Origin of the sequence: Streptomyces hydrogenans, from assembly GCF_014656075.1 — a bacterium.
Taxonomy (GTDB): domain Bacteria; phylum Actinomycetota; class Actinomycetes; order Streptomycetales; family Streptomycetaceae; genus Streptomyces; species Streptomyces hydrogenans.
On sequence record NZ_BNBS01000250.1, the window covers coordinates 1 to 4227 of the forward strand.

General features: G+C 75.2%; 6 protein-coding genes and 1 pseudogene. 1 reads left to right on the top strand and 6 read right to left on the bottom strand.

Annotated elements, in window-relative coordinates; genetic code table 11:
- Together IE321_RS40900 and IE321_RS40905 are read right to left on the bottom strand one after the other, a co-directional pair.
- On the bottom strand, nucleotides 1-962 hold a 962-nt coding region (locus tag IE321_RS40900; RefSeq protein ID WP_190226696.1), incomplete at its 3' end, for a DUF6397 family protein.
- Between the two features lie 230 nt (nucleotides 963-1192).
- Nucleotides 1193-1597, bottom strand: a complete 405-nt coding sequence (locus tag IE321_RS40905; RefSeq protein WP_043232241.1) for a roadblock/LC7 domain-containing protein — start codon at nucleotides 1595-1597, stop codon at nucleotides 1193-1195.
- A 169-nt stretch (nucleotides 1598-1766) separates the two neighbouring features.
- On the opposite strand from IE321_RS40905, the gene IE321_RS40910 reads away from it, so the two are divergent.
- Nucleotides 1767-2192 carry a PPOX class F420-dependent oxidoreductase gene (locus tag IE321_RS40910; RefSeq protein WP_190226697.1) on the top strand — a complete coding sequence of 142 codons (426 nt, stop codon included), beginning with the start codon at nucleotides 1767-1769 and terminating at the stop codon, nucleotides 2190-2192.
- A 57-nt stretch (nucleotides 2193-2249) separates the two neighbouring features.
- Here IE321_RS40910 and IE321_RS40915 read toward each other — a convergent pair whose 3' ends face one another.
- The 4 genes and pseudogenes from IE321_RS40915 to IE321_RS40930 all read right to left on the bottom strand — a co-directional run.
- Nucleotides 2250-2858 carry a GTP-binding protein gene (locus IE321_RS40915; RefSeq protein ID WP_043232245.1) on the bottom strand — a complete coding sequence of 203 codons (609 nt, stop codon included), beginning with the start codon at nucleotides 2856-2858 and terminating at the stop codon, nucleotides 2250-2252.
- The gene (locus tag IE321_RS40920) at nucleotides 2839-3285 is read right to left on the bottom strand and encodes a DUF742 domain-containing protein (RefSeq protein WP_079022535.1); all 447 of its coding nucleotides are present in this window, start codon (nucleotides 3283-3285) and stop codon (nucleotides 2839-2841) included. Before IE321_RS40920 ends, IE321_RS40915 begins: the two co-directional genes overlap by 20 nt.
- Nucleotides 3286-3297: 12 nt before the next feature.
- Nucleotides 3298-3732, bottom strand: coding sequence for a roadblock/LC7 domain-containing protein (locus tag IE321_RS40925; RefSeq protein WP_043232247.1), 435 nt, complete (start codon nucleotides 3730-3732; stop codon nucleotides 3298-3300).
- A pseudogene (locus tag IE321_RS40930) lies at nucleotides 3729-4227 on the bottom strand (sensor histidine kinase); the annotation flags it as partial. The pseudogene IE321_RS40930 and the gene IE321_RS40925, both read right to left, overlap by 4 nt.

Genomic DNA, 4227 nt, shown 5'->3' on the forward strand with positions numbered 1-4227 from the left:
GCCCCCCGGCGGGCCCGCGCGCGCACCGCCGGACGCCGCACGGGCCCGCCGGCCGGAGCCACGTCCGACGGCCGCACCCCCGCCGCGCCCGACACCGGCACCGGCTTCACCTCCGGCTCCGTCGCCGCCGGGGCCGCCGGTCGTGGACGCTCGCCCGGGTGCGGCGCCCGGCAAACGGCGCGGGCCTCGTCCAGGGCGAGCGCGAGGCTCACGCGGTGCCACAGGATCTCGTCCGGGTCGTCCGCGCGGACGAGGCGCTCGGCGACCTCGTACGCCGCCCCCGAGACCGGGAAGCCCGGTGGCGGCGGCGGGCGCAGCCGGTCCAGGTGGCCGCGCTCGTACGGGTCGTCGACGACCTCCGCCACCTGGACGGGGTCGAGCAGGGAAGCGACGGCGGCGGCGCGGACCCACGGGTCGTCGGTGCCGCGCAGCAGCAGGGCCAGATGGCGCGAACGCCAGTTCCTGGCCCGCAGGTCCTCGCCGGCGGCCTCCCGCTCGCGCACCCCGGCCGGCAGCCGGCCGCCGAGCAGGGCGGGGTGCTCCTCGCCGAAGGCGGTGACCTCGGCCGCCACGTACAGCCAGATCACCGACCGGTAGCGGTTGAGGTAGAAGCGGACCGGGCTGAGGTGGCCGGTGCGGGCGAGGCGGGCGAACCGGTCCGGGGTGATGGAGAGCAGCCCGGCGGCCTCTCCCGCCCCCACGGCCCGCACCCGCTCCCGGAGGCCGTCGGGGAAGTCCGGCGCCGCCTTGAGCCGGTCGAGCTCGGCGCGCTCGACGGGGCGCCGCTCGGGCGCCCGCTCCCGACCGCCTCCCCGGTCCCGGACCGCCTCGTCCCGGTCCGGGAGGGGCGTGGTCCTGATCAGCCCCATCCGGACGGCGAGCCGGAACTCCTCGCGCTTCAGCTCCAGCTCCGCCGCGGCCCGGGCCGGCGTCACCGTCCGTGTCGTCTGATCCAGCGTCATGGCGTCCACCGTCATGGCGTCGTCCGCCTCCCCCGTCACTCGTCCCGGCGCACCGGCCGGTGTCGGGCTCCGGTGAACCCGACACCACGAAGGTAACGGAAAGTGATGATCCGCGCACCACCTGTGGACAACCGCCTGTGGACAACCGTCCGGGCGGCGGACGGCAGACGGCAGACGGCAGACGGCAGACGGCAGACGGCAGACGGCAGACCACCGACAGCGGAAGGGCGTCAGTCCGTCGGACCGCCCGGCTGCCGCACGGAGACGCCCAGGTGTTCGCCGACCCTGTTCACCAGCAGGGTCATCTCGTACGCGACCTGGCCGACGTCGGCCTCGGCGTCGCTGAGCACACAGAGGCAGCTGCCCTCGCCCGCAGCCGTCACGAACAGCAGGGCCTCGTCGAACTCGACCATCGTCTGCCGGGCGCGGCCCGCCCGGAAGTGCCGGCCGGAGCCGCGCGCGAGGCTGTGCAGGCCGGAGGAGACGGCGGCCAGGTGCTCCGCGTCCTCCCGCGCGAGTTCGCTGCTCGCGCCCGTCACCAGTCCGTCGTTCGACAGCACCAGTGCGTGCCGTATCGGTCCGACCCGCCGGGTCAGATCGTCCAGGAGCCAGTCGAGCCCCTTGTCCAGCGCCATGTGATGGTCCTCCCCCTAGTCGGTGCGGTCGCGCCGGCCGGGCCCCGTGCCCGCGTGCGCCGTACGGACCGCGTGTCTCCGCAAGCCTTACGCACTGTCGTGGACAGAGCAAGCACCCCATCGGCCCTGGTGTGCCGCCGTGCGCCACCGGATGGCGCACGATGGGGAGATGACGAGAATGACCGAGGAACAGTGGCGGACCTTCGTGTCCCGGGGCACCCGTACCGGCAAGCTCGCGACGGTCCGCGCGGACGGCAGCCCGCACGTCGTCCCGGTGTGGTTCGTGCTCGACGGCGACTCCTTCGTCTTCAACACCGGCAAGGACACGGTGAAGGGCCGCAATCTCGCCCGGGACGGCCGGGTATCGCTCTGTGTCGACGACGACGCCCCGCCGTTCTCGTACGTCACCCTGAGCGGCCGGGCCGAGCTGAGCGAGGACCCGGCGGAGCTGGTCCACTGGGCCACCCGGATCGGCGGCAGGTACATGGGCGAGGACCGGGCCGAGGAGTTCGGGGCGCGCAACGGGGTGCCGGGAGAACTGCTGGTGCGGGTGAAGATCGAGAAGGTGGCCTCGGCGGGCGGCGTCTCCGACTGACCCCGGGCGTCGTCCCCGGCGGACGTCCCGCCCTCCCCCGGAGGGGGAGGGCCTGGCTCAGCCGACCGTGTCGAGCAGCCGGGCGGTGTGCCTGCGCCCGGCGTACTCGACGACCCGGATGAGGACCTCCTTGCCGGAGTCGCGGTCGCGCGCGTCGCAGAGCACCACGGGGGTGCCCAGGTCCAGGTCGAGGGCGCGGGAGACGTCCTGCGCGCCGTAGGAGCGGGCGCCCTCGAAGCAGTTGACGGCCACCACGAACGGGATCTTCCGGTGTTCGAAGTAGTCGACCGCCGGGAAGCAGTCCTCCAGGCGGCGGGTGTCGGCGAGGACGACCGCGCCCAGGGCGCCCTGCGACAGCTCGTCCCAGAGGAACCAGAAGCGGTCCTGTCCCGGGGTGCCGAAGAGGTACAGCGACAGGCCCGCGCGGATGGTGATCCGGCCGAAGTCCATGGCCACGGTGGTGGTGGTCTTCCGGTCCACTCCCCCGGTGTCGTCGACGAGTTCGCCGGCCCTGCTGAGCCGCTCCTCGGTGCGCAGGGGACGGATCTCGCTGACCGCGCCGACCAGGGTGGTCTTGCCGACGCCGAAGCCGCCGGCGACGAGGATCTTCAGGGCGAGAGCGTCGCCGCCGTCCGCGCCGGTGCTGTCAGAGCGCTCGTAGGCCATCGATCACTTCTCTCAGGATGCGTTCGTCGGGGAGCTGTGCGGGCGGTACGGGCCGGCTGACGCGTACGAAGCCCGATTCGAGGAGGTCGCCGAGGAGGACCCGGACGACGCCCACGGGGAGGTCGGCGTCGGCGGCGAGTTCGGCCACCGACTGGGTCTCGGAGCGGCAGAGGGCGAGCAGGGCGCGGTGTTCCGGGCCGAGGACGGCCTCCTCGGCCGCGCCCGGCGGGTCGTCGTCGACGACGACGAGGGCGATCAGGTCGAACCGCACGTTGCTGGGGCCGGGTCTGGTACGGCCGCCGGTCATCGCGTACGGCCGGACGAGCGGTCCCGCGTCGGCGTCGTACCACTGGCTGCCCGTCGGGGGCGGGCCTCCGCCGGGGCCCTCCCGGCCGCCGCCGTCCGCGCCGCTGCTGTCCATGGTCATGGGGTTCTCCGGTCAGCCGGCGGCCGGTGGGGTCACCGTGAGCCGCGGCGGGGTGTGCAGGTGCTCGCCGACGCGTTTGACGAGCCGGGCCATCTCGTAGGCGATGAGGCCGATGTCGGCGCTGACGGAGCTGAGGACGGCCAGGCAGGAGCCGTCGCCCGCGGCGGCGACGAAGAGGAAGCCGTCGTCCATCTCGACCATGGTCTGGCGGACACCGCCGGTGTCGAACTGCCGTCCGGCGCCCTTGGCGAGGCTGTGGAAGCCGGAGGCGATCGCCGCCAGGTGTTCCGCGTCCTCCCGGCTCAGTCCGCTGGAGGCGCCGACCGCGAGGCCGTCGCCGGAGAGCACCACCGTGTGCCGGACCTCGCGGACCCGGGTGACCAGATCGTCGAGGAGCCAGTCGAGTTCGCCGGAGCGGTGGTGGGAGATCCTCTCGTGGTCGATCATGCGTCGTCTCCTTCGGGTCGGGGGTCCTGGGCCGGGGTGGGGCGGGCGCCGAAGTAGGGGCCGAGGTCGGTACGCGCGCGTGCGTCGCTGCGCGGGTCGTACGGGGCCTGGTGCGGGCCCGTCGGTCCGGAGTCGCCGTACGGGCGCGTGCCGGGGACGGGCACGGGCCGCGGCGTGCCCGCCGCGGGGGCCCCGTCGCCGAGCGGGCACCGGACGCCCGGGGCGGGGCCGCCGCCGCTCTGCCAGCCGTCGCGGTAGGCGGCCATCCGGTCGCGCACCCGCTCCGGCGTCCGCTCCGGTACGCCCGGGACGGCGGGGGCGGGCACCGGGTCGGGCGCGGGCGCCTCGCGCAGCTGCGGGACGAGGCTGGCCTGCCGGATGCGGCGGGGCAGCCCGTCGTCGGCGCCCGCGTCCCCGGGGCCGTGGCCCGTCCGGTCCGGCGGCGCCTGGGGCGGCAGGGCGTGACCGCGGGGGCGCAGGGCGGTGACGCCGGCC

Coding starts and splice junctions, on each gene's coding strand:
- IE321_RS40910 (WP_190226697.1), top strand. CDS start 1,767: ATGACGAGAATGACCGAGGAACAGTGGCGGACCTTCGTGTCCCGGGGC.
- IE321_RS40925 (WP_043232247.1), bottom strand. CDS start 3,732: ATGATCGACCACGAGAGGATCTCCCACCACCGCTCCGGCGAACTCGAC.
- IE321_RS40905 (WP_043232241.1), bottom strand. CDS start 1,597: ATGGCGCTGGACAAGGGGCTCGACTGGCTCCTGGACGATCTGACCCGG.
- IE321_RS40915 (WP_043232245.1), bottom strand. CDS start 2,858: ATGGCCTACGAGCGCTCTGACAGCACCGGCGCGGACGGCGGCGACGCT.
- IE321_RS40920 (WP_079022535.1), bottom strand. CDS start 3,285: ATGACCATGGACAGCAGCGGCGCGGACGGCGGCGGCCGGGAGGGCCCC.